The 23,395-nt window shown below is 44.1% G+C and carries 22 protein-coding genes; 9 read left to right on the forward strand and 13 right to left on the reverse strand.

What is annotated here, in order from left to right:
• Window positions 1–81: 81 nt before the first annotated feature.
• From fabF to yceD, 7 genes are all read right to left on the reverse strand, one after another.
• Window positions 82–1,320, reverse strand: coding sequence for a beta-ketoacyl-ACP synthase II (gene fabF, locus AAEU32_RS00260; RefSeq protein ID WP_421968548.1), 1,239 nt, complete (start codon window positions 1,318–1,320; stop codon window positions 82–84).
• Window positions 1,321–1,401: 81 nt separating this feature from the next.
• Complete coding sequence (gene acpP, locus AAEU32_RS00265; protein WP_010374019.1) at window positions 1,402–1,638, reverse strand: acyl carrier protein; 237 nt, start codon at window positions 1,636–1,638, stop codon at window positions 1,402–1,404.
• Between the two features lie 242 nt (window positions 1,639–1,880).
• Complete coding sequence (fabG, locus tag AAEU32_RS00270) at window positions 1,881–2,627, reverse strand: 3-oxoacyl-ACP reductase FabG (RefSeq protein WP_421968549.1); 747 nt, start codon at window positions 2,625–2,627, stop codon at window positions 1,881–1,883.
• A gap of 11 nt (window positions 2,628–2,638) precedes the next feature.
• Complete coding sequence (fabD, locus tag AAEU32_RS00275; protein WP_421968550.1) at window positions 2,639–3,565, reverse strand: ACP S-malonyltransferase; 927 nt, start codon at window positions 3,563–3,565, stop codon at window positions 2,639–2,641.
• 76 nt (window positions 3,566–3,641) lie between these two features.
• Window positions 3,642–4,679, reverse strand: a complete 1,038-nt coding sequence (gene plsX / locus AAEU32_RS00280; RefSeq protein WP_421968551.1) for a phosphate acyltransferase PlsX — start codon at window positions 4,677–4,679, stop codon at window positions 3,642–3,644.
• Between the two features lie 11 nt (window positions 4,680–4,690).
• Complete coding sequence (gene rpmF / locus AAEU32_RS00285; RefSeq protein WP_105190738.1) at window positions 4,691–4,861, reverse strand: 50S ribosomal protein L32; 171 nt, start codon at window positions 4,859–4,861, stop codon at window positions 4,691–4,693.
• Between the two features lie 10 nt (window positions 4,862–4,871).
• Window positions 4,872–5,396 carry a 23S rRNA accumulation protein YceD gene (gene yceD / locus AAEU32_RS00290; protein WP_421968552.1) on the reverse strand — a complete coding sequence of 175 codons (525 nt, stop codon included), beginning with the start codon at window positions 5,394–5,396 and terminating at the stop codon, window positions 4,872–4,874.
• Window positions 5,397–5,516: 120 nt separating this feature from the next.
• Between yceD and AAEU32_RS00295 the strand changes: the two genes are divergently transcribed.
• On the forward strand, window positions 5,517–6,104 hold the full coding sequence (locus tag AAEU32_RS00295) for a Maf family protein (protein ID WP_421968553.1): 588 nt from the start codon (window positions 5,517–5,519) through the stop codon (window positions 6,102–6,104).
• Window positions 6,105–6,110: 6 nt separating this feature from the next.
• On the opposite strand, the gene AAEU32_RS00300 is transcribed toward AAEU32_RS00295, so the two are convergent.
• Entirely contained in the window at window positions 6,111–6,776 is a 666-nt protein-coding gene (locus AAEU32_RS00300; RefSeq protein ID WP_421968554.1) for an HAD-IA family hydrolase, read from the reverse strand.
• Window positions 6,760–7,722, reverse strand: coding sequence for a 23S rRNA pseudouridine(955/2504/2580) synthase RluC (rluC, locus tag AAEU32_RS00305; protein ID WP_421968555.1), 963 nt, complete (start codon window positions 7,720–7,722; stop codon window positions 6,760–6,762). The genes AAEU32_RS00300 and rluC overlap by 17 nt, the downstream gene beginning before the upstream one ends.
• A 636-nt stretch (window positions 7,723–8,358) precedes the next feature.
• On the opposite strand from rluC, the gene rne reads away from it, so the two are divergent.
• The gene (rne, locus tag AAEU32_RS00310) at window positions 8,359–11,619 is read left to right on the forward strand and encodes a ribonuclease E (RefSeq protein WP_421968556.1); all 3,261 of its coding nucleotides are present in this window, start codon (window positions 8,359–8,361) and stop codon (window positions 11,617–11,619) included.
• An 85-nt stretch (window positions 11,620–11,704) separates the two neighbouring features.
• Here the strand turns inward: rne and AAEU32_RS00315 are convergent, their stop codons facing one another.
• Window positions 11,705–12,535, reverse strand: a complete 831-nt coding sequence (locus tag AAEU32_RS00315; RefSeq protein ID WP_421968557.1) for a lipase family protein — start codon at window positions 12,533–12,535, stop codon at window positions 11,705–11,707.
• Window positions 12,536–12,769: 234 nt separating this feature from the next.
• Window positions 12,770–13,780 carry a nucleoid-associated protein YejK gene (gene yejK / locus AAEU32_RS00320; protein WP_421968558.1) on the reverse strand — a complete coding sequence of 337 codons (1,011 nt, stop codon included), beginning with the start codon at window positions 13,778–13,780 and terminating at the stop codon, window positions 12,770–12,772.
• A 65-nt stretch (window positions 13,781–13,845) separates the two neighbouring features.
• Here yejK and AAEU32_RS00325 point away from each other — a divergent pair, with 65 nt between their 5' ends.
• The 5 genes from AAEU32_RS00325 to AAEU32_RS00345 all read left to right on the forward strand — a co-directional run bounded on the left by AAEU32_RS00325 (window position 13,846) and on the right by AAEU32_RS00345 (window position 18,913).
• A complete protein-coding gene (locus tag AAEU32_RS00325) occupies window positions 13,846–14,058 on the forward strand; it encodes a YejL family protein (RefSeq protein ID WP_421968559.1) in 213 nt (70 codons plus the stop codon).
• A 4-nt stretch (window positions 14,059–14,062) separates the two neighbouring features.
• Entirely contained in the window at window positions 14,063–15,556 is a 1,494-nt protein-coding gene (locus AAEU32_RS00330; RefSeq protein WP_421968560.1) for a DUF3413 domain-containing protein, read from the forward strand.
• A 111-nt stretch (window positions 15,557–15,667) separates the two neighbouring features.
• Entirely contained in the window at window positions 15,668–16,153 is a 486-nt protein-coding gene (locus AAEU32_RS00335; protein WP_421968561.1) for a DUF4124 domain-containing protein, read from the forward strand.
• Between the two features lie 65 nt (window positions 16,154–16,218).
• Window positions 16,219–17,913, forward strand: coding sequence for a bifunctional isocitrate dehydrogenase kinase/phosphatase (gene aceK, locus AAEU32_RS00340; RefSeq protein WP_421968562.1), 1,695 nt, complete (start codon window positions 16,219–16,221; stop codon window positions 17,911–17,913).
• Window positions 17,914–17,974: 61 nt separating this feature from the next.
• Complete coding sequence (locus tag AAEU32_RS00345; protein WP_421968563.1) at window positions 17,975–18,913, forward strand: LysR family transcriptional regulator; 939 nt, start codon at window positions 17,975–17,977, stop codon at window positions 18,911–18,913.
• Window positions 18,914–18,976: 63 nt separating this feature from the next.
• On the opposite strand, the gene AAEU32_RS00350 is transcribed toward AAEU32_RS00345, so the two are convergent.
• Entirely contained in the window at window positions 18,977–19,942 is a 966-nt protein-coding gene (locus AAEU32_RS00350; protein ID WP_421968564.1) for a GGDEF domain-containing response regulator, read from the reverse strand.
• Window positions 19,943–20,560: 618 nt separating this feature from the next.
• The gene (locus AAEU32_RS00355; protein WP_421968565.1) at window positions 20,561–21,733 is read right to left on the reverse strand and encodes a hypothetical protein; all 1,173 of its coding nucleotides are present in this window, start codon (window positions 21,731–21,733) and stop codon (window positions 20,561–20,563) included.
• A 388-nt stretch (window positions 21,734–22,121) separates the two neighbouring features.
• Between AAEU32_RS00355 and AAEU32_RS00360 the strand changes: the two genes are divergently transcribed.
• Both AAEU32_RS00360 and rnhA read left to right on the forward strand, forming a co-directional pair.
• Window positions 22,122–22,703, forward strand: coding sequence for a recombinase family protein (locus AAEU32_RS00360; protein ID WP_421968566.1), 582 nt, complete (start codon window positions 22,122–22,124; stop codon window positions 22,701–22,703).
• Between the two features lie 165 nt (window positions 22,704–22,868).
• The gene (rnhA, locus tag AAEU32_RS00365; RefSeq protein ID WP_421968567.1) at window positions 22,869–23,354 is read left to right on the forward strand and encodes a ribonuclease HI; all 486 of its coding nucleotides are present in this window, start codon (window positions 22,869–22,871) and stop codon (window positions 23,352–23,354) included.
• Window positions 23,355–23,395 lie beyond the last annotated feature (41 nt).

Genomic DNA, 23,395 nt, shown 5'->3' on the forward strand with positions numbered 1-23,395 from the left:
AAAAAAGCTCGGTCATAACCGAGCTTATGTTACCAGCATAGACCTTGTTAGGTCTATGCCAGCAGGTAGTTGATTTCGCTGTTAGATCTTTTTGAATAATAGCGAGCCGTTAGTACCACCAAAACCAAAAGAGTTACACAATGCGTAATCAAGTTTTACGTCGCGCGCAGTATGGGCGATGTAATCAAGGTCGCAGCCTTCGTCAGGATTATCTAAGTTGATAGTCGGCGATACTTTTTGGTCTTGAAGTGACAGTACTGTGATAATTGACTCTACCGAGCCTGCAGCACCTAGCAAGTGACCCATCATTGATTTTGATGAACCCACCATCACTTTATCTGCAGCTGCACCAAAGATGCTTTTCACAGCGCTGGTTTCTGCTTTATCACCAGCAGGTGTTGAAGTGCCGTGTGCGTTAATATAGCCCACTTGTTCAGCATTGATACCTGCGTCTTTAATCGCATTTTCCATCGCTAATGCTGCACCTGCACCGTCAGCTGGCGGTGACGTCATGTGATACGCATCGCCACTCATACCAAAGCCCACAAGCTCGGCATAAATTTTAGCGCCACGGGCTTTAGCGTGTTCGTACTCTTCAAGTACCACAACACCCGCACCGTCTGACAACACGAAACCATCACGGTCTTTATCCCAAGGGCGCGATGCCGCTTGTGGATCGTCATTACGAGTTGACAACGCACGCGCTGCGCTGAAACCACCCATACCCATTGGTGTAGACGCTTTCTCAGCACCACCGGCAACCATAGCATCGGCATCGCCATACGCTATCATACGCGCTGCATGGCCAATGTTATGCAGACCAGTAGTACACGCGGTAACGATCGAGATGTTCGGTCCACGAAGGCCTTTCATGATAGAAAGGTGCCCTGAAATCATATTTATGATCGTTGATGGAACATAAAATGGTGATAACTTACGCGGCCCAACATTTAAAAGTTTTTCATGGTTTTCTTCAATCAGTGTTAAACCACCGATCCCTGAGCCCACAGCCACACCTACACGATCAGCATTTGCTTCATTGACTTCAAGACCAGAGTCCTCAAGTGCTTGCAAGCCCGCTGCGATGCCGTACTGGATAAATAAATCCATTTTCTTAGCATCTTTTTTGGCAATGTAGTTGGTCACATCAAAATCTTTGATTAAACCAGCGAATTTGGTACCGAAGTCAGATGTATCGAAATGGGTTATTGGGCCGATGCCACTTTGTCCATTTAACAAGCCCTGCCAGGTTGACGCTACATCATTACCCAGCGGCGTAAGCATACCTAAGCCGGTAACTACGACTCGACGTTTAGCCACGGTGTCCTCCAAAAGGGAATAAAAGATGGGGGTCTCAGATAGACTAAGGGCAGCGAATGCTGCCCTTAAAGAAATGCGTTATTACTCAGCGTGAGCAGTAACGTAGTCGATAGCAGCTTGAACTGTAGTGATCTTCTCAGCTTCTTCGTCTGGAATCTCAGTATCAAATTCTTCTTCTAGCGCCATTACTAGTTCAACAGTGTCAAGAGAATCCGCACCTAGATCGTCAACGAAAGACGCTTCAGATTTTACTTCTTCTTCTTTTACACCTAGTTGCTCAACGATGATTTTCTTTACGCGTTCTTGGATGTCGCTCATTCTTCTTTCCTTTAACTAAACGCTTTCGCGTTATTTTTCAGATTTCGGCGTAGTTTACGCAGCATATTTATCTTGTTCAAGGATTTGACCTCAGTTTTTTATCTGGTCAAACCTCTACATTTACTTATTTCAACTTTTATCGCCCATTTTCGCAGCGATTTCAAGTATGTTTAAAGCAAGATCGCAAAAAGTTCAATGCCAATAGCCGACTTTTTGCGACTTTGTTACGCTTCAAAAAAGCGTTAAACCATGTACATCGCGCCGTTAACGTGCAGAGTTTCGCCTGAAACGTATGCCGCTGCATCAGATGCTAAATAACATACCGCTGCGGCGATTTCATTCGGCTGACCAAGGCGTCCTGCTGGCACATTTGCAAGTGTAGCCGCTTTTTGCTCATCAGTTAGCTCATCAGTCATATCCGTTTGGATAAATCCAGGTGCAACGACATTAACTGTGATACCACGTGATGCGACTTCGCGCGCCAACGATTTAGAGAAACCAATCACGCCTGCTTTCGCTGCCGCGTAGTTTGCTTGTCCCGCGTTGCCCATTGTACCCACAACTGAGCCAATGTTAATAATGCGACCTGACTTTTTCTTCATCATTGGGCGCAATACAGCTTTAGAAAGGCGGTAAATTGATGACAGGTTGGTATCAATAATGTCTTGCCATTCATCGTCTTTCATACGCATTAACAAGTTATCGCGAGTGATACCTGCGTTGTTAACGAGTACATCAACATCACCTAAATCTGCTTTGATTGCCGCTAGCGTTTCAGTGATTGAATCAACGTCAGTTACGTTTAATTTGTAACCTTTACCGTTCTCACCTAGGTATGCAGAAATCTTCTCGGCACCACCGTCACTTGTTGCGGTACCCGCTACTTTCGCGCCCTGCGCTACAAGCTGTTCAGCAACCGCTTTACCAATACCACGGCTAGCACCCGTTACTAATACAACTTTACCCTCAAGGGAAAATAAATTTGCCATTACAATTCTCTTTATTTTGCTGCGTCAACACTGGCGCTGTCATTTACAGCGGCACAGGCGACTGATTTATCAATTCGTTTCACAAGACCAGTCAATACCTTGCCTGGACCAAATTCATAGGCTTGAGTTACGCCCAGTTTTGCAATTGCCTGAACTGTTTCAGTCCAGCGTACTGGGCTGTAAAGTTGACGTACAAGTGCATCTTTAATTGCTTCAATATCTTGCTCTGCGGCAACATCAACATTGTTAATGACCGAGTACGCAGGCGCGTTGAGCGCTAATGCATCAAGGTCACCTTTTAATTGCTCAGCAGCAGGTTTCATTAGTTCACAGTGTGAAGGAACGCTCACAGCAAGTGGTAAAGCGCGTTTGGCTCCTGCCTCTTTACATGCTTCACTGGCACGATCCACGGCTTCTTTGTTACCTGCGATAACGACCTGACCCGGTGAGTTATAGTTTACTGGCGCAACGACTTGGTCTTGTGCGCTATCTGCACACGCTTTGGCGATTACATCGTCATCAAGGCCAATGATTGCTGCCATTGAACCTACACCAGCAGGTACTGCTTGTTGCATATACTGGCCACGTTTTTCTACCAGCTTCACTCCGTCAGCAAGGCTCATTACACCCGCACACACGAGTGCAGAATATTCACCTAAACTGTGACCAGCTAACACGAGTTCTTGCTCTGGCGCCTGTTGTTGCCAATGGCGGAAAATTGCCACAGACGAGCACAGTAATGCAGGCTGAGTACGATGTGTTTGATTTAGTTCTTCTTCTGGACCATTTAGAACAAGCGCTGCTAAGTCGTAACCTAGCGCTTCTGAAGCCTCTGCGAACGTAGCTTTTACTACCTCTGATTCGTTAAGAAGCTCAGATAACATGCCAACGCTCTGTGAGCCTTGACCAGGAAATAATATTGCGATTTTTTCAGACATATGCTGCTCTTTTCGTATTGTTTTAGCGATATTCGCGGATTTTAGCAGACATTAATGAGGGAGGAATGAACGTGCGTTATTCGCTTGGTTCTTGCTTTGGAATCTTCTCAGCGAAGGCTGCTTGAATTTTCTCTGGCAACTGTCGCTGCACTTCCTTTACAGCCTCATTAATTGCCGCCAGAAATGCACTTGATGATGCATTTCCGTGACTTTTAACCACTATACCGCGCAATCCTACCAAAGATGCACCGTTATACTGGTCGGGGTTCACCTTTTTGTAGAGTTTTTTTAGTACGGGCATAAGTAATAGAGCCAATCCGCGATAAAGTAAATGCTTTTTCAGGGCTTTGGTCATCTTATGCATGATTAATTTAGCAATTCCCTCGCACGTCTTAAGTGCCACATTACCAACAAACCCTTCACACACAATCACATCGGCTTTACCACTGAATATATCACTGCCTTCGCTATAGCCTGTGTAGTTAATCGCATCACATCGAGTCATCAGTTTGGCCGCTTCTTTAATACCTTCATGACCCTTAATATCTTCAGAGCCAATATTCAGCAAGCTTACTTTTGGTTGGTCTATGCCCTGCACTTCACGTGCAACCACCGAGCCCATTAATCCAAACTGATACAGCGTCGGTGCATCACAATGTACGTTCGCCCCGAGATCGAGTAAATAAACAGGATTTTTTGTTTCAGTGGGAACAGCTGAAATCAATGCGGGACGCTTAATACCTGGCAGCATTTTTAATACATAATGCGCCATAGCAAACAACGCTCCAGTATTGCCCGAACTCACACACGCTTGTGCTTCACCTGATTTAACAAGATTTAAGGCAACACGCATTGACGCATCTTTTTTACTACGTAAAGCATGGCCAGGATCGTCAGCGTTAGTCACTATTTGAGTGCAATGATGGATTTTTAATCGAGGATGCTCAAGGGCGTCGAGGTTTGAAAGTTGCTCTTGAATTAGAGTTTCATTACCGCAGAGGATCAGGGTAAGTGTTGGGTGATGATGTACCGCGTCGACCGCAGCAGGGATAGATGAACGGGGGCCGTAATCGCCCCCCATCATATCTAACGCAATGGTTAGACTGCGCTGCATAAAGCAATCTCTTATTTAGAAATTACTTTAACGCCTTTGTAGTAGCCGTCTGCAGTGATGTGGTGACGACGGTGAGTTTCACCAGTCACTTTATCAACTGTTAGAGCTGGACCACTGATTGCATCGTGTGAACGACGCATACCACGTCTTGCACGAGACTTTTTGCTTTTTTGTACCGCCATGAGCCTTCTCCTAAGAATCTTTCTTAAGTTGTTTCAAAATATCAAATGGATTTGGTTTTTCATCTTTTTCATCGATTTCTCCAAAGCTTTTTTGTTGCTCTGAATACCGACAAGATGCTTCGTCATGCATAGGCACGATAGGAATGGCTAAAATCAATTCGTCTTCCACTAATTGTCGAAGATTGACTTCCCCGTTCTCATCTAGCTCCACCACATCGTAGTAATCAGGGAGATGATCGGACTCTGCACCCATGCCAACCGGCGTATACGCAAAGTCTTGCTCCAAATCCAACCCAAACTCTTCATTACAACGCTGACAGACAAGGGTTGCTCGGGCCTTAATAGTACCACTGAGAACAGTTAAACCTTGCTCGTCATGCTTGCAATGAATTTTTACCGCTACTTCACCACTTTCATCCAGCACAACTTGCTCGAAACGAGAAAGTTCGTCAAACATCACCACGCCGTCATATTCTAACTTGCGAGTTGCTGCTCTGCCCGGATCAAGGGTGACGGGAATCTTCACCTTTTGCATAGGGGCTGCATCATATAGATAGTTGTCATTAGAGTCAAAATAAAATTCGACTTTCCTTTTGTTTTTCGCCCGATTGCGCCGTATTCTTAGGTCAAAATACAGCAATCCGATGATCGGGCAATGAAAACAGCTTTTATCTTAGCCTCAAGTTCGCCATTTAGGCAGCAATTATTAAAAAAAATTATCCCTGAGTTTAATCACTTTGCGCCAGATATTGATGAAACACCACTGGTAAATGAACATCCTGAACAACTCGTGCGTCGTTTAGCGTTAGAAAAAGCAAAAGCCGCCTACAAAACATACACTCACGGCATTGTCATAGGTTCTGATCAAGTGGCGCTGCATGGCGCAGATATACTCGGGAAGCCACACACCGTAGAAAACGCTCACGCACAATTAGCCCGCTTTAGTGGTGAAAAAGTGACTTTTTTGACGTCTTTAGCGTTATTAGATTTGGAAACGGGCAAAAACACCATCATCGTTGAGCCATTTGAGGTGCACTTTCGCCTATTGAGTGATGAACAAATAAAGCAATACGTAAACAAAGAGCGGCCACTTAATTGTGCGGGAAGCTTTAAAAGTGAAGGATTAGGTATTTGCCTTTTTAAGGCTCTAAAAGGAGATGATCCTAACGCACTGGTGGGCTTACCTCTATTACGCCTAAATGAGATGTTACTTGATTGGGGAATAGATCCACTGGCGCTTTGACCACTGTCAGGTTGCAATCACTTGAGGAAACAAATCAAGCAATTGCTTATAATTATCTACCGTCGCGATGGGGTTGTACGTTTCTAGTTCTGTTTGAGAGTGCACCCCAAAGGTTACGCCGACTGCATCCATATTGGCGTTCGCAGCGAGCTGCATATCGATTTGCGTGTCGCCAATCATTACTGCCTGCTCACGCTGGATATCATAAAAAGCCAATATTTGCTCGAGCATATCGGGGTCTGGTTTCGACTTTGCTTCACTGGCGGTCATCGATATTTCAAAAAAATCGGCTAAACCTGTGTTGTTGAGTAACCTGTCAAGGCCCCTACGACTTTTTCCTGTGGCTATGGCGAGCCAATAGCCTTTGTCTTTTAGCGCTTGCAGGGTTTCTCTAACATCATCAAACAGGGGGCTAGGTGTGGTATCGACAGACACATAATGGTGTTTGTACTGCTCTTCGAGTGCCTGATGATGTTCACTGTGCTCTGGAAACAAAGTGGACACCGCAGTGTCCAAACTTAAACCAATAATATTTTTTGCATCCACGTGGTCAGGCTCTGGCACGCGCAACTCCCTTGCGGCACTTTGCAAAGTCGCCACAATTTTCGGCACCGAGTCCATAATCGTGCCGTCCCAGTCAAAAATGATGAGTTTCTTATTGGCTATTTTCACGCAGTCGCTCCAAGCAGCTTTCAAGCGCTTTATCCAATGGTGCTTCAAGCGCCAATGTGGTTTCCGTTTTCGGATGGAAAAAGCGCAACTCCCGCGCATGTAAGAATAGACGATTTAGACCATTAGTGCGCATCTGTGCGTCAAATGCTTGGTCACCATATTTGTCATCACACGCAATAGGATGGCCTTTACATTGGGTGTGAACGCGAATTTGGTGAGTACGTCCAGTCACGGGTGAAGCCTGCACCAAAGAACAGTGTTCAAAACGCTCGAGCACGCGAAAGCGGGTATGCGATGCTTTACCACGCTCATGGTCAACACGCACTACACGCTCGCCCGATTGCAACGTGTTTTTGTTCAGCGGCTCATTGACATTACGCACTTTGGCATCCCACTGCCCCTCAACCAAGGCCCAGTAATTCTTTTCCATCGTTTTTTCACGTAATTGTTCGTGCAACGACTTAAGTACTGAACGCTTTTTTGAGATCAGCAGGCACCCAGATGTGTCTCGGTCAAGGCGATGCACTAGTTCAAGGTTTTTATCATTTGGACGCAGTGCTCTTAGCGCTTCAATCAGACCAAAGCTCAAACCACTGCCACCATGAACTGCCATTCCTGCAGGTTTGTTGATGACGATAAGGTATTTATCTTCGAACAAAATTGCGTCTTCCAACTTACTGACCTTTTCAAGGTTCGTTGGGATCACCTGTTCTTCACGCTCTGCGATTTTGATTGGCGGAATACGCACCGTGTCGCCACTTTGCAATTTATATACTGGCTTAACGCGTTTTTTGTTCACGCGCACTTCGCCTTTACGCAAAATTCGGTACACAGCACTCTTTGGCACGCCTTTGAGTTTGGTTATCAAAAAGTTATCTATGCGTTGTCCGCTGTAGTCTTCATCAACGGTTACAAAGCAAACCTGGGTGCCAATTGTCTCTTTCATTGCCTAATCACTGATTTGAGTCATAATTTAGTTGCTAATGCGTCGGTTTTAGTGGGATAATCGCCACTGTAAAACCTGTGCATAACGCTGGATTTTACATCACCATTGGCTAACGCCAAAACTTGCGTGCAACACATTCTGGGAAGAGCGATCATACAGATTCGAGCTAGTATTTCCACAGCTTTATCTTCCAGAACCCACGTGAGAGCAGTTACGAGCAATGCGCGTAATAGATTGTAAGTGATACTGCCAGCGCAAGAGGTGATATGCCCTTAGGGCATTATAGGAAACGATTATTAGAACATGTGGTACTTTGCCTTGCGCTGATTGAATACAACAAACGCGTTGCAAAGGACCAGTAATTAAACAGAATCATAATGCTATCGACCACCGTAGAGGTGCCTCGGTAAACGAAAATTGCGTAGGAATAAAACGCGTCATACACGTAACTGACAAAACGTGACTATCGAATGTGACGCCGTAACTAACACATATGTTGAGTAACACCCACGCATATTAAAAACGTTAAGCTTTTTCGTTAAAAGCCCAGTCGTGAGACTGCACCTAAAACACAAAAAGAGCGCCGAGCGGCCCTTACAAGGTCTGGCACTATGTACAGAATGTAAGAGTAACAATATGAAACGCATGCTAATCAATGCGACGCAGCAAGAAGAAATGCGCGTTGCACTGGTTGATGGCCAGCGCCTGTATGATTTAGATATCGAAAGCCCTGGACACGAACAAAAGAAAGCAAACATTTATAAGGGTAAAATTACCCGTATTGAACCTTCACTAGAAGCAGCATTTGTAGATTATGGCGCCGAACGCCACGGCTTCCTGCCTTTAAAAGAAATCGCTCGTACCTATTTCCCTGACGGGTATACCTTCAGCGGTCGCCCTAACATCAAAGATGTGATTAAAGAAGGCCAAGAAGTTATCGTACAGGTAGATAAAGAAGAACGTGGCCAAAAAGGTGCTGCATTAACAACCTTTATTTCGGTTGCAGGTAGCTACCTTGTATTAATGCCGAACAACCCTCGCGCAGGGGGTATTTCTCGCCGTATCGAAGGTGAAGAGCGTGCAGATCTTAAAGAAGCATTAAGCCGCTTAGAACTACCAAAAGGTATGGGACTGATCGTTCGCACTGCGGGTGTTGGCAAGTCGTTTGAAGAGCTTGAGTACGACTTACGCGCCCTGCTCGTTCACTGGCAAGCGATTAAAGACGCAGCAGACAGCGGAAAGGCTCCATTCTTGATTCACCAAGAAAGTAACGTAATTTTCCGCGCAATTCGCGATTATCTACGCCGCGATATCGGTGAAATTTTAATTGATAAGCCTCGCGTATTTGAAGAAGCAAAAGCGCACATTGAGCGTTTTCGCCCTGACTTCATGAATCGTGTAAAGCTTTATCAAAACGACGTGCCTCTATTTACGCACTACCAAATTGAAAGTCAGATTGAATCCGCATTCCAACGTGAAGTGCGCTTACCATCTGGTGGTTCAATTGTTATCGACCCGACAGAAGCATTGACGTCAATTGATATCAACTCGTCAAAAGCTACCAAGGGCAGTGATATTGAAGAAACCGCGCTAAACACCAACCTAGAAGCAGCTGATGAAATTGCCCGCCAATTACGTTTGCGCGACTTAGGTGGTCTGATCGTAATTGATTTCATTGATATGACGCCTCCTCGCCACCAACGTGAAGTTGAAAACCGTTTGAAAGATGCTGCACGCCAAGACCGTGCTCGTGTACAAATTGGCAAAATCTCTCGCTTTGGCTTATTGGAAATGTCACGCCAGCGCCTGCGTCCTTCTCTTGGTGAAGCAAGCCAAGGCACATGCCCTCGTTGTAGTGGTCAAGGTACCATTCGCTCGAATGAGTCAATTGCCCTTTCTATCCTTCGATTAATTGAAGAAGAAGCGATTAAAGACAATACCTCACAAGTGAATGCACAGGTTCCTGTAGCCGTAGGTGCATACCTTCTAAATGAGAAGCGTCGTAGCGTTCAACGTATTGAGAAACGCCACAATTGTGATGTTGTGATCATTCCAAATCAACACATGGAAACACCTCACTACGAAGTGGTCCGCTTGCGCAAAGATGAAACACTTGAAGCAGCAAGTTATGAGCAGATCGTGCAACCTGAGCCTGAAGCAATAGAGTATTCACGCGCACCGGTAGCTCCACAACGCGAAGAACCTGTTCTTAAAGGCGTAGCGATGCCAAAAGAACCAGCTCCGGTTGCCAAAGCTAAGCCGCAGTCTCAAGCGCCAAGCAAAGAAGAAGGTTTATTAACGCGTATCAGCAACTGGTTGAAAGCCTTATTCGCTGGTGAAGATGAGCAAGAGCAAAAGAAAGGCAAAGGTGCTAATAAAGACCGTTCTTCAGGTGATCGTCGTCGTGGCAACAACCAACGCCGTCGTAACAATCAATCTCGCAATAAGCCTCGTGGCCAGAACCAAAAAGCCACGGACAAGCCAGAGAAAGAGAGCAAAGACACAAATGAGCAAGGCCGCAGCAATAGCGAACGTCCTGAGAATCGTAATAAACGTCGTCGCTCACAAAATCGTCGCAACCGCAACAACGCTGAGAGTACAGAGGCTCGTAACACTGAAACTGTTGTAGAAGCAAAAGAAGAGCAGCAAGAAGCGCCTAAGCCGAAACAACGCCGTCAGCGTCGTAATTTGCGTAAAAAAGTTCGCGTACAAAGTGAAAGTAGTGAAGCGCCAGTAGTAACGAATGATGCGCAACTGCACGCTGAAGTAGCAAACGTGCCGCACAAAGAAACGGCAACGCCGACTCAAACAGCCCAAGAAGTAGCTAAGCCAAAAGCACAAGCCGCTACCCAAGACGTTGTTGAAGCGACTGTTGAAGCTAAGCCGAAAGCTCAGGCCGTTGACGCTCAAGAGCCTACGGAGCAACACAGTTCACAAACTGATGTTAGTGACACGCAACAAGAGTCTATTGAGCAAGCTGATGGTGAGAAAGAAGGTCGTACACGTACGCGCCGTTCGCCTCGCCACCTTCGTGCCGCTGGCCAGCGCCGTCGTCGCGATAAGCAAGACGTTGAAGGTGAGAAGCTAGCATTTGTTCCTGTAGCGGATCAGGCTATGGCTGAAGAAGCCAAATTGGCTGAGAGCAGCGATTCGGACTCTGAGAAAGCAAACGTAAATATGGATGTAGCTTCACAAGCACCAGAGCAACACGATGTAGACGCTCCAGTAGCAGTGGCAGAAACAGCTGCACCAGAAGATGTGCAACCAGAACCACAAACAAGCGCACCTCAAGCGACTGAAGAGCTCGCTGCACAATGCTCTGAGAACGAAGAGCCGACATCAGCTGACGCTGACGTATCACCGACAGATGGGCAAACAGTTGCAAGCTCTGAGCAGCACACGGAAGAAGTAGCTCAAGAGCAACCAACACAGGCTCAAGAAACGAGCGTTACTGAAAGTGAAGTTGTGGCTGAACAGTCACAGCAGTCTGGCTCTGAAGAAACCGCTGAGCAAAGTGTGGTTGAAGAAACTGCGCAAGCCAATACAGTGCAAGTTACAGAAGCTGTGACTGAGACAGTTACCGAGACCGTTGTTGAGACAACAGAGCAAGTACAACCAAAAGTAGCTCAGGCTGTTGAACCTGTGGTTGCTAAAAAGTCTTCGCTATTTGCTCACGTGAGCGCACCGATGACACAACCTAAAGCAGTTGCGCTTGCACCTGCTGGTGACATGCCATCAGCGATGAGCGTTGAACAGCGCGTAGCAGTGCTAAGTAGCAATCTCAAGCCAGGCTCTATCGCACCTACGGGCCATGCCCACAGTGGCGCGGCTATTCCAAGTGTTAGTAAGCCTCAAGTGGCAACCGCATCTGAAACAGAAGCTGTCGTCGAAGAGTAAACAACACCTAGTAATACAAAAAGCCGCTGAAATCAGCGGCTTTTTTGTTTCTCACAATTCCTTTTTATCCCGATACAAATGGGTATTAATTCTTGTAGTCCCACTTCTCAATGGCAGATAAATAGTGCGCCATGGCATGATCTTCAACCAAATCAATACCTTTATCTTTTAACGCTGACACTGCACCATCTAAATAATCGATGAAACGGAACCAAAAGCCTGGCTCAGGGTGAATTTCCTTTTCTTCACTAATGTAAAAATACTGACCAACATGGCTGTAACCCATTAAACGAGCCGGCACTCGCGTGACTATATCGTTGTTATTATGAAAACGATAAAACCGGTTGTGGCATTCGACATTAAACAGCCTTGCTGTGGCTTTGCTCATTGCTCTTGGCTGACCAAAGGTGTAACAACTTGAAAAAGGAATATCGCGTTCGCACAAGATAGCCGCAGCGATCGTCGCCATTGCACCACCTAAGCTGTGACCAGTTAGGAATAAAGGTTTTTGATTTCCCGGCTCTCGAGCTCGCATTTGATATTGACCAAAAAGTATTTCCCATACATCTTGCACGCTGTTCCAAAAGCCTCGATGGAATTCACCAAACAAGTGTGACACAGGGATTGCATTGACGTTGTCTATCCAATCGAGGGTTTCATCCGTTCCTCTGAACGCCAAGCAAAAGTAATCTTGGTGTTCAACCATCATTCCTTGCGCACTATTTTTACTGGCAACAACAACATCCATAAAGCTGCTATCAAGTGCTTGTAATCGTGTCAAAATGCCGACTTTATCCGGTGTGCGTTGCGAGTCTTCCATATGCAAATATACAAAATCTGAGAGCACTGCCATCCAATAGGCATTGCCCTTATGCAACTTCGTTGTGTATGGGCTAATTGCCTTGTCCTTTGCCATAAGCACCTTCCTCGGTTTTGAAATTCATTTCATTTTTGCCATGCTGCGACGCAACTATGATCTGAGAGCAAAACTCACATGATTTAATGCGCAGTCGGTTTAGCATTGCAGCACAACTAACATTACTCTAAAAGCGGTACATATCGATTACATTCGATAACAGGATTGTGAGGCACAAAAAAAGGGCTATCGCCCTTTTTTAAACAACATTCATACCTCAAAGGTCAACACGCCCTAGTCTTCTTTATCTAGCTGGTCGAGCTGATCTTTTAGATTCGGTGGTACCCCTTTAATGGTAAGGGTATCGTTAACTGGATCATAAATGACACGTGAGCCTAAGTGCTTACGCTCAAAGCCAACGCTTACGCCACCACCCATACCTGAGAGTTTAACCATACCGGTAACGGTTTTTTTATCAACAGGGAATGATTCAGCGATGTCGTAATCTTGTTGTTGATAGAAACCCTCAAAGCTACTGCCATCGTCTTTACTAACAACTCTCGCAATCTCATTGATTTGTGCGTCTTCGCCACTGTTGATTCGGTCACTACAGTAGTCAAACACCTCTTTACGACGTTCGTCTTTTTCTTCTTTATCTAATCCTTGGTCGCTCAAGTAATCCTCAACAGCATTGAGCATTGAACGGCTTTGCTGTTTGGGATCAATTCCCTCTTCACAGCCAAGGAAATCTAAAAAGAAATCAGCAACTTTACGCCCAGCACGACCTTTGATGAAGGAAATATAACGATTGTCGTCAGCTTGCGTATCCCAAGCTGCTAAGTCGATACGTGCAGCCAACTGCATGCGAGTAATGTCCAAGTGGCGAGATGCGGCTAAGTCTAATTCAGATGTGATGCTGTAATGCTCTTTAATATTAATAAGCGCAATCATTACATATTCTGTTGCCACATACTGATAGTGACAAAATACTAAGTAACCGGTCTCGTTAAAAGCGTATTTGTCTAACTCTTCTTTTAATACCTGAGCCGCTTTTTCAGTCACATGCCAAAAACCGAGTTCATTGTTTCTGTAGCTTTGCATAGCGCTCGCTACAATACTGTTTTTCTCACCACTGAATGCGCAGAAACCCTTTCCCGGCTTACCATTGTACGCGTGGTGCAATTGTTCAATAAATACATTTACGCGATCGTTGATAGGCATTTCATCATTACGCAGGTGGATTTGAGTGTTTTCATCCTCTTTATCCACATAATGCACAACCAGCTTTTTAACCTCGGTCGTCATCTTTGTTTTTCACTCCTACGGTGTTAAAATACAAGGACATATATAAATCAGTAATGAATCAACCGATGCCAGCGTTATCTAAATACACTAATAAAGAAGTAGAACAACTTGTCGACCAGCTTGTAGCTGTGCTTGCCGAAAAAGAGGCACCGGTTGATTTAAGCCTGATGTGTTTGGGCAATACTATCACGCATATTATTAAAGAGCATGTGCCTCAAGCAAAAAGAGCTGCGGTTGCACAAAACTTTGCCAATGCCCTTACAGACTCGCTAAAGTAGCGAAATGAACTTAGCAACGTCCAATCAGTTTTCCTCAAAGGCCAGTCAATTACTGGCTTGGGGCCATTGGTTCACGCTCGCGAACATTGTTCTGGCGTTGCTTATCAGTACTTCCTACTTATTTGCTGATGCCGCGCCAACGACTGCCATTGGTGCTTTCTACATGGCAGTAACGTGGCTAAGCCACACCGCTTTTATTACCTTTTTAGCCTTTGTGCTAACGGTATTTCCGCTGTCGCTGATATTCCCATATCCGCGTCATATCCGCGGCATGGCGTCAGTGATAGCAACACTTGGAATGACATGGCTCTGTGTAGATGCCTTTGTTTACTACAACTTAGGCTATCACTTGAATTACGACTCACTGCGTGAGATTTTGTCGCTATTTTGGCGTAATATCAGTAATACACCGGCGCTTTCCACCTTGCTCGTCACTGTACTGATCGCACTTATTCTGGCTTATCAGCTGCTGGTCAGTAACTACACGTGGCATCATCTCGCTGCACTTAAACAAAAACGTATCGGTAAACGAATTTATGCTGCCCTTGTGGTTTGCTTTGCGCTCAGTCACAGCATTCATATTTGGGCCGATGCAGAGCTTAAATTTGATGTGACCAAGCAAGACAACATGCTGCCGTTGTCTTACCCTACAACCGCCAAATCATTGTTAGCGAAGAACGATCTACTCGACCTTGAAGTATACGAGCAAGCACATCAGGTTAATGTGAGTGCTCCTAATGTTGAGTTAGCACTACCAGCACAATTGCCTCTGTGTGAAATAAATAGTAACGCCAAGCCCGTGGATATTCGTCTGTTTTCAAGCAAAGACGGGTTGCAACGGTTTTTATCCAAGGCGCCAAATCTGCGCCCTATCGCTCCGATTTTACATCCGGTGAATACGCAAGACACGCTGTTCAATGTCATGTATGGCTTGCCTAGTTACTATCGCCAAAGCTTTACTGCGCAGAACACGCAACCTCTGTGGGTACGCCCTAACATGTCTGTTGCGACCAATGTCCCGCAATTCGATTTTATCAACACCCGTGCTGCTAACGCATCTGTTCAGGTTTCTATCGATTCACTCGATGCGATAAACGGTGATGCAATCACCTTTGCCTTCAGTATACAAAACGAGCCTAGTGAGCGAATTACCGCGATAAATAAACTTTGGAGCTCTGAGACAGTACTTTCTGAAAGCGACCATATTGTCCAACCGCAAGACCTTATTGCTACAGTGCTCAACGACCTGTGGTCCTGCCCTGAGCTCGCGCAACAAGCGCTGATAGCCAATGCCATTTCAAGTGAGCACCAGACTCCGGATATTAATTATTCACAAGGCGTGTTTATCATTCTTCGTAAAGACCGGATCACGTTACTGAGTAGTGATGGCAGCTACAAACATATCTCTGCCACACAAGGCTTCGCTTTGGAGCAGGAGCTCAACCTGCCCCTATTGGTGCAAGGCTTAAAGCAATTAAAGCGTTTCAGCAAACACTAGCTTTTAACATATTTACCTGTTTTTAATACCATTTTATTAGATTCGTGACATTCATTTAGAGTTAATCTATATTGAAACGAGGAATGAGACTAATAATAATAGGGGCAAAAAGTGGCTAATTTACACCCACTAAAAATAGGAGTATGTGCGCTTTGCACAATGATTTCTGGGCTAAGTTCTGCAAATACCGTGTACTATAAATGCCAAACTGACGAAGGTATTGTGTTTAGCCAATTCCCTTGTGATGAAAAAGCACAAGAACAGGAAGTGACTCATTCAAACCCTAAAGTTAAAGCCCCTGCCACCGATTATTCTAAACAGCTCAGTGCAATGGAGCGTGATCAGAAACGCCGCAATCTTGAGCTACAAATTCGTAGCACCAAACATAAAGTGGTGATGTTGCGCAGAGAGCGCAGCTCCAAAACGCTTGAGCAAGAACAGCGCCTTGAGCGTTTAATGTCAGATGATGAGCGCAAAACCTTAAGCAAAGAGGTGAAAAGCAACATCAAAAACATTGAAAACCGCTATGCTTCACGCATCAAACAGATGGAACAGACACTGGTATCTCTAGAGAAGTCTTTGAAAAAGTTTCAATAATGCTTGCATAATCAAAGACTCATCGCGTAACCTCGATTAGAGCATAAACTCTATAGGTGAAGGATGTGTCCCCACAAGCAATAGCACAACGTATCCTAGACGGCTTTACAAACCATTACAGGTTGTTCCAATCAATCACTGCCCGTGCCCCATTAGCCTTTGCACAACGTGATTGGGAAACAATGCGTGAAATAGCCAGCTTACGCATTAGTTACTATGATACACGCGTCAATGAAACCGTTGAGGCACTCGCCAAACAAGTAAGTGATCCTGCCCACGCCCCCACTACATGGACACAAACCAAATTTTGCTATCAAGAATTTTTAGCGTTTCACCCACAAGCGGAGTTGGCCGAAACCTTTTATAACTCTGTTTTTTGTCGCTTATTTGAACGTAAGTATTACAACAATGATTTTATTTTTGTAAAAGCCACCCTAGCGGACGCACCGGCCTTGCCTGTAGAGGCTGAATACCGCAGCTATTTCCCAGTCACGCAAGGGTTAAAGCCCACCATTAGACAAATCATCACCCAGTTTGAGTTTGGCTGCGAGTTTGTTAACCTCGAGCGCGATATTAGATTGCTATTAAAAGCATTTATCAAACAAGCTCCAGAGACCCATGTTAAAAGCTACCAAATGCGCTTTGATATTCTCCAAGCGCCATTTTATCGCGGCCAAGCTGCATACATAGTGGGACGCGTTGTGTCTGCACATGGCTCACAGCCATTTATCATTGCTGTATTGCATAACAAAAACAAAGGGCTGTATATCGATGCTCTACTCACCCGGTCCTCGCAAATGCGCGTTATTTTTGGCTTCGCGCGTGCGTACTTTATGGTGCAAACCCATGCTCCCTCGGCTTTGGTACACTTCTTAAATCAGTTAATGCCGGGTAAAACTAAAGCGGAACTCTACAACGCCATTGGCTTTCACAAGCAAGGTAAAACCGAGTTTTATCGTGAATTACTTGAACATATGCAACACACTCGCGAGCGCTTCGAATTGGCCGCTGGAACGCCCGGTATGGTGATGATGGTGATAAACCTGCCCTCGTTTCCTTATGTCTTTAAAATCATCCGAGATAAGTTTGGCTCAAGTAAACCATTTGGCCGTTCCACCGTCCTTGCCCGATATCAATTGGTCAAGCGCCATGACCGTGTTGGCCGCATGGCTGATACCCTGGAGTACTCCGATGTAGCCTTACCGTTAAGTAGTTTTAGTGATGAACTGTTACTAACACTCAATAGCAGCATTGCTAACTCTTTGCGCATTGAAGATGGCATGTTGATCATTAAGCACCTGTATATTGAACGACGCATGACACCACTGAATCTTTATCTACAAGAAGTTGATGTTGAGCGCACTGAAGACGCTATCAAGGAATACGGCCAAGCACTTAAAGACATGATAGCCGCCAATATTTTTCCAGGTGACATGCTGTTAAAAAACTTTGGGGTAACCAAGCACCGTCGTGTCGTTTTCTATGATTACGATGAAGTGCAGTATCTTACTGATATGCAGTTTAGAGAGTTAGATGGTGTAGATGAAATGACGGTGTCTGTTGCCCCCAACGATGTGTTCCCAGCCCAATTGACCACCTTTGTGTTACCAAACGCTCAGCACAAAGAAACCTTCTTGAAATATCATCCAGAACTAATCGACGCTGAGTATTGGCGAAATGCACAACGCAAGATTCTTCAGGGTGAATACAAGCAAGTCTATCCATACCCTCAAGAGCAAAGATTTATACATCTTTGGTAGGGTATTGTGTGCCGAAATTATAGGCTACAATCTCCATAAATTATAAAAATGGCAGCATGTGATGAATATAAATAAAATTGATTTAAACCTGCTCGTTTATCTCGATACCTTATTACGAGAGTGTAATGTAACCAAAGCAGCGAATCAGTTAAGTATTACTCAACCTGCAATGAGTAATGGCCTTAAGCGCTTAAGAAACTTATTAAATGATCCTTTGTTGGTACGCACCAGTGAGGGCATGGTACCCACTGAGCGAGCATTAGAGTTACAACCTGTGATCCGCGGTGTGCTTATGACACTTGAAGAAACATTAGCCCCTAACCGCGATTTTGAACCTGCTAGCAGTAAACGCGTTTTTCGGATCATGGCCAGTGATTATGCTGCTAGCACGCTCGCACCGCGCCTACTGAGTAAACTCCATGCAGAGGCACCAGACACTACATTGGATATACTTACCCCCAGTGACGTTAACTTTCACGATGTAGAAAACGGCAAAGTAGACATGGCTATTAACCGTTTTGAAAAACTCCCCCAATCGTTTCACCACAAGCGTATATGGAAAGACAGCTTTTCATGCTTGGTGAAGTCCGATAACCCAATCATTGAGCGCTTTAATCTTGAAACCTACTTGCAAGCACGTCATATTTGGGTAAGCAAAACAGGGTTTGGTGTGGGTGTTGGAATGGATCCCAAGGACGTTCAGAAGCTCGGTTGGGTAGATGAAGCACTCGCACACTTCGGTAAACATCGCAACATCGCAACATTCACGCGAAACTACCACGTGGCCATTCACCTTGCAAAAGAGCAAAACCTCATTGCCACCTTGCCATCTAAAGCAGCAAAAATTTATAAAGATGACCCAGGTTTAACAATTTTAGAGCCGCCTTTCCCTATTGCGCCTTTTGAACTGGATATGATTTGGTCGCCATTATTGCATCGCGATGTTAGTCATGTATGGCTGCGTCAAAAAGTAGCGGAAGTTGCTCAGGAATTGAGTTAATTCACTCAGGTAATCACACCTAACATGCCGCTTACTGCGGCATGCATACTGCAGAGAACGTAGTTAAACCGACTCATTATTGTCGCTTGAGGAAACAATCCTCGCTCTGCCACTTCGTTTAGCTTGGTAAAGGTTACTATCTGCATGCTGCAAGATACTGGCACTTCGTAAGGTTTCTTTTTTATGCGCGCTGTAAATACCAATACTTACGGTGATGTGGCCAAACTCGCTTTTTTCATGGGCGATATTAACATGGTGAATCGCTTCCAGCATGCGCTCTGCGACCGTAATGGCGTCTGCTTCAGTGGTGTTATTAAGCACGCAAGTAAACTCTTCACCACCATAACGAGCAACATAGTCAGTGGGGCGCATTAAGCTTTTCGATAATATTTGCGCAACACGTCTTAAACAAGTATCACCATGAAGGTGGCCATAATGATCATTAAACTGCTTAAACCAATCGATATCGACCATCATGACTGAGATATGATTCATGTTACGGCGCGCATTACGTACATCTCTGTCCAGAGCATCAAGCAAATAGCGCTTGTTATAGACACCACATAGATCATCAACGTATGTTAGCTGTCGCAATTGATCGGCTTGGCGTTTATAGCGTAATTGTGAACGCACTCGATGTTGTAACGTTAGCGCATTTACTGGCTTGTTTACGAAATCAGCACCACCTGCCTGCCAACACTCAGATTCTGCATGAGTTGACTGACTCGCGGTGATAAAAATAATAGGTATTTCTTTAGTTACCTGCATGGATTTGAGTTTTCTGCACACCTGCAAGCCACTGACTTCACCAAGATTTACATCCATGATAATAATGTCTGGAAGTGTATCTTCACAGGCTTTAACACAAGACTCGCCGTCAAAAAAGCCTCTGACTTCACCAAGAGGCTTGAGCAATTCTTTGAGTATCTCTAATGAGATCTCTTCATCATCGACCACATAAATAAGATGAGGAGCGAGTGATTCATCAGGTAGTTTAGCTTCCCTAATATTGACCGCGATATTGCTCACCACCTTCCCCAAAATAACAGACACCTATTGCATTATAGACCAGCATTAGACGCATAAAATTGATAAGTGGATAATTTACCTTTTATCGCTTTGCATTGAAACACTTTATTAACAAAGACTTATGAAGTATAAGTCTAACATTACGATTCATCACAGCGATGAAATATGAACAGTTGCTGTATCAACAGCTCACTAAACGGTAAATTTGCTTGGAAGCATTAGGGGGGTGTGTACCAACCTTTTGTACCAGTTGGTAGATGTAGTCAATTCTCTGTAGCCCAGAAACGACAAAGCCTCGCACAATACGAGGCCTTGAGATAGGATGGCGGAGAGAGAGGGATTCGAACCCTCGACTGTCATCTACCTAAATAAAAACCATATATTTCAATATATTAATAATACATGCACAGCGATTTTTGTACTACACCTTTGTGCTAGTCTTTAAACTAACAATAAAAACCACAAGCGTATATTGTGGACATCTATTATTTGATTATTCAGCATTAAAGGGGTTTAAGGGAAAAGCTCGGTTAATTACTGAGCATTAGAGTACAATATACACAAAGTCAAATATGTAAAAGTTAAGGGTAGTCAACTACCACTCTAACCAAAGATTTATCATGCAAGTCCCATAACGCAGTTGAATAACGTCTCTTTCATATCTATTGGATAACACTCACCAAAACCACTAATTGACATTCCCATTGATTTAGTTAATCGTTTGGATAATTGGTCTTTTTTGTATCGTTTATGTATTTCAAGCTCTAATTCCCTAGCGGCTTTACCCGTAGCTATAGGTACAACCAAAACCTCCTCAATTAAAGCACTATTAGGTAGTCCATATTCCTTATACCTGTTGTTGACAACTTTAGCGTAACCAAGCTTCAGCCAACTCTTACCGTCATTACTAATTTTAATTAAATAAATATTACTTGGTTGCGAAAAAGACGTGTCTTCGCATGTTTGACATATAAAACTGTTATTTCTGACACAACCAATATCAATAACTTGAGTGTGGCCACAATTTTTAAATTCATAAGTTCTATAACCTTTAGCTTTCTCTTTAGCTTCGCCTATCAGGATAAGTCCTACCTTTTCAGCTTCCTGCTTTAGTCTGTCTGACAGACATGTCTGACATCTAAATTGATTATCCCTAACCCTCGCTGGTGATAACTCCTGCATATGGCCACAATCCTTAAACTTATATTCTTTATAATTTTTCCTTTCACCTAGACCTATAAGGGTAAGCCCTACCGCTTCTGCTTCTTGCTTTAGTTTGTCTAATAGACACTTATTGCATCTAAAGTTATCATCTCTGACATGGTTGGGTTTAAGTTCTTGAGTATGACCACAAGTCTTACATTCATAAGTTCTATAATTTTTATTTTTTCCTTTGCCTTTGAGGATAAGTCCAACTGCATCAGCTTCCTGCTCCAGCCTTTCTGAAAGACATGATTGACATCGAATTGACTTACTTCGCCTAACAAAACTGGCCTGTATTTCTTGCGTGTGGCCACATTCTTTAAACTTATAGGTTTTAAATGCGCAATTTTTACCATCACCAATTAGGATAAGACCAACCGCTTCAGCTTCTTGTTGTAGCTTTTCTAATAGACATGTATTGCACCTAAAGTTTCCCACTCTAACGTGACAAGGTTTAATTTCTTGAGCATGACCACAAGCCCTAAATTCATAAGTTCTATAACTTTTATTTCTACCGTCACCTTTCAATAAAAGTCCAGCTTCTTCAGCTTCTCTAAAGTATTTAGTATTCTGATCAAAGTTGGTCATGCAATTTTCCTGTTTAGCTAATTGGTATTCATCAAATACTTAGGAAAAATTGGAGGCTTGTTCAATTCAATCCTCCCTAATCACTTAACCTGTTGTTCAATATTCAAAATTAATCAATGGGCAACTACAAACCTAAGAATTAGTTTGCGAGGTAAAGGCAAGCTTGCTGAAATAACCCACCTATCTCTAATTGATGATAAATAACCTTCAAAACTCACTGCTGAAATATTAGCTTCAACAAATAGAACGTGCCAATCCGATGGTATTAAAAGCATTCATTTATGAGCCACCAGCATTGAACCTATCAAGGTGCGGCTCATAAGTACCACTTTGACTTTTTAGCCTAGCTCATTAAAATACCCCCTAGTTTATCCAAGGAGTTAACTTAATGAGCCAACGGACTTACTTCTACTGTCGTGTATCAACCACTGAGCAAACAACTGAGAACCAGAAGCAAGCTTTCAAAGACAAAGGCTACTTAGTTGATGATGCTTTTATCGTTGAAGAGACAGTATCAGGCTCAATCTGTGCGATGCAACGAGAGGGCTTCAGAGCCCTTGTAGAGCATAAACTGATGAAGGGTGATACGCTGGTGGTCTTAAAGCTAGACCGCTTAGGAAGAGATAACATAGACGTTCAACAGACTATTAGTCTCCTGAGTGACAAAGGTATCAACGTGCACAGCCTAGATCTCCCTACCAAAGATCTTACGACCTCTGAAGGAAAGCTCATGCTCCGTATGTTCACTGCGTTTGCAGAGTTTGAGCGTGACCGTATTAGAGAGCGCACCATCGAGGGTCAGGCAAGAGCTAAAGCACAAGGTAAGAAGATTGGCCGACCAAGAAAAGCAACCCCTGAAAAGGTTGCTGAGATGCGCTCTCAAGGGCTTTCCATTTCGAAAACGGCTAACCAGCTAGGTGTTTCTATTGCTACAGTTAAACGCCTTACTTCACTTGTAAAGAATGGCTAATGACCCCCATTGTGGTATGGCAATATTATTTTTTGTTAGTCCACCCCTAATTAAAATACTTCAAATTCCCTGACTAAAGGAAAGTAGCCCTCAAAAAGGGCTGCTATTAACAGCGGCTATTGCTAATTGTCGCTATTCACACCTTTAACAATATTTAGGAGAATTATGAAAAACAATACTTTAACACCTCTCAACGATACTACTATCTACGCTTATACAGACGGAGCTTGTCAGGTCAACTTAAAGCTAGGTGGCTGGGGCTTCATATTGAAGCGTACAAACGAAGAAGGTGAACAAAAGGTCTTACAGCGTAACGGTGGTGCTAGGAACACGACCAACAACAAAATGGAGCTTACAGCTGCTATCAACGCTCTACAGGTTGTATTAGATAAACACCCTGAGAAACCTGTAGTCCTCACCACAGATAGTAAGTATGTCATTGATGGGATTAATACTTGGATAGTTAATTGGAAGAAGAACAATTGGATTAACTCATCTAAGAAGTCTGTACTTAATCAAGATTTATGGAAGCAGTTGGACGAGTTGAACTCTAAATTGTCTGTTACTTGGAAGTGGGTTAAAGGTCACAGCGGCCCCCCTGAGAATGAACAGGCAGACCAATTAGCTACCGCTGCTATCCCTCGTAAATGAACCTTCAGGAATGAGAGGGTATCAAGTGAAATAAGATAAGC

The sequence above is a fragment of the Pseudoalteromonas maris genome (genome assembly GCF_049257235.1).
In the GTDB taxonomy this organism is placed as follows: domain Bacteria; phylum Pseudomonadota; class Gammaproteobacteria; order Enterobacterales; family Alteromonadaceae; genus Pseudoalteromonas.

What these genes read in the sequence shown, in the direction of transcription:
- acpP (WP_010374019.1), bottom strand. Translation starts at nt 1,638, where the DNA reads ATGAGCGACATCCAAGAACGCGTAAAGAAAATCATCGTTGAGCAACTA.
- fabG (WP_421968549.1), bottom strand. Translation starts at nt 2,627, where the DNA reads ATGGCAAATTTATTTTCCCTTGAGGGTAAAGTTGTATTAGTAACGGGT.
- fabD (WP_421968550.1), bottom strand. Translation starts at nt 3,565, where the DNA reads ATGTCTGAAAAAATCGCAATATTATTTCCTGGTCAAGGCTCACAGAGC.
- plsX (WP_421968551.1), bottom strand. Translation starts at nt 4,679, where the DNA reads ATGCAGCGCAGTCTAACCATTGCGTTAGATATGATGGGGGGCGATTAC.
- rpmF (WP_105190738.1), bottom strand. Translation starts at nt 4,861, where the DNA reads ATGGCGGTACAAAAAAGCAAAAAGTCTCGTGCAAGACGTGGTATGCGT.
- yceD (WP_421968552.1), bottom strand. Translation starts at nt 5,396, where the DNA reads ATGCAAAAGGTGAAGATTCCCGTCACCCTTGATCCGGGCAGAGCAGCA.
- AAEU32_RS00295 (WP_421968553.1), top strand. Translation starts at nt 5,517, where the DNA reads ATGAAAACAGCTTTTATCTTAGCCTCAAGTTCGCCATTTAGGCAGCAA.
- rluC (WP_421968555.1), bottom strand. Translation starts at nt 7,722, where the DNA reads ATGAAAGAGACAATTGGCACCCAGGTTTGCTTTGTAACCGTTGATGAA.
- rne (WP_421968556.1), top strand. Translation starts at nt 8,359, where the DNA reads ATGAAACGCATGCTAATCAATGCGACGCAGCAAGAAGAAATGCGCGTT.
- AAEU32_RS00315 (WP_421968557.1), bottom strand. Translation starts at nt 12,535, where the DNA reads ATGGCAAAGGACAAGGCAATTAGCCCATACACAACGAAGTTGCATAAG.
- yejK (WP_421968558.1), bottom strand. Translation starts at nt 13,780, where the DNA reads ATGACGACCGAGGTTAAAAAGCTGGTTGTGCATTATGTGGATAAAGAG.
- AAEU32_RS00325 (WP_421968559.1), top strand. Translation starts at nt 13,846, where the DNA reads ATGCCAGCGTTATCTAAATACACTAATAAAGAAGTAGAACAACTTGTC.
- AAEU32_RS00330 (WP_421968560.1), top strand. Translation starts at nt 14,063, where the DNA reads ATGAACTTAGCAACGTCCAATCAGTTTTCCTCAAAGGCCAGTCAATTA.
- AAEU32_RS00345 (WP_421968563.1), top strand. Translation starts at nt 17,975, where the DNA reads ATGAATATAAATAAAATTGATTTAAACCTGCTCGTTTATCTCGATACC.
- AAEU32_RS00355 (WP_421968565.1), bottom strand. Translation starts at nt 21,733, where the DNA reads ATGACCAACTTTGATCAGAATACTAAATACTTTAGAGAAGCTGAAGAA.
- AAEU32_RS00360 (WP_421968566.1), top strand. Translation starts at nt 22,122, where the DNA reads ATGAGCCAACGGACTTACTTCTACTGTCGTGTATCAACCACTGAGCAA.
- rnhA (WP_421968567.1), top strand. Translation starts at nt 22,869, where the DNA reads ATGAAAAACAATACTTTAACACCTCTCAACGATACTACTATCTACGCT.